General features: G+C 57.5%; 1 protein-coding gene. It reads right to left on the bottom strand.

Going from position 1 to position 734, the window contains the following annotated elements:
* Window positions 1–167: 167 nt before the first annotated feature.
* On the bottom strand, window positions 168–530 hold the full coding sequence (locus GH815_RS18730) for a helix-turn-helix domain-containing protein (RefSeq protein WP_170290401.1): 363 nt from the start codon (window positions 528–530) through the stop codon (window positions 168–170).
* Window positions 531–734 lie beyond the last annotated feature (204 nt).

Below are 734 nucleotides of genomic sequence, written 5' to 3'. Positions count from 1 at the left end.
TCTCCACCCCCGTCAGTTCGGGAGCTTGAATCACGCAGGCCGGACAGCTTCAAGTATATCAATGGGTCCTGACCCTAATCTCCGCACGACATCGATAGGTCCCGGATTTGACGCCACGCTGCGCATCTCAAAGTGCCTTGATGTCAGAATGCCGGCTCAAACTGTCATCAACGGTTGTTGCTGCTAGCGGGCTGAACCGGCGAATACGACCCTGTGTAGCCTTCCGTGACTATCTGTTCGAAAAGCTTCTTCGCTGTACGGCGATCGCGCCGTCGGAGTTGCAGATCGTGTTTGAAAAGATCCCGAAGACGCTCCTCGAATTCCGCGCTCAGCTTATGACCAACCCGCTCATGCGTCCGCCGGTATTGCGGCGGCTCCTCGTCCTTCAGATACTTCTTGATCGTCGTCCGCGAGATGCCAGTCTCGCGTGCCACAGCCCGGATGCTGCGGCCATCGCGCAAGATCCAGCCGCGGATCTTCATTGCCGTTTCCATCACCAACACCTGCCCTTCCTCCGTGCCAAAGCGCACGGATGTTAACAATGCAGGCGGGTCAGTTTTAGATGATCATAACCCACCCAAGTGGGTCACTTTCGCATGCCTATTCACAGTTTTTCGTATTGACTTCGGTGGCGCAGGCGTTCCTTGCAGGACTGAGCCCGCGATATTCACCGGCCGGCTGACATTGGAGCCAAGGTGCTGCTTTCGGGCGGGTCGAGGGCGTCCTGAGGGCCC

It is taken from the genome of Rhodovulum strictum, from assembly GCF_009649175.1.
GTDB lineage: Bacteria > Pseudomonadota > Alphaproteobacteria > Rhodobacterales > Rhodobacteraceae > Rhodovulum > Rhodovulum strictum.
This window is presented reverse-complemented; position numbering and strand designations above follow the sequence as displayed.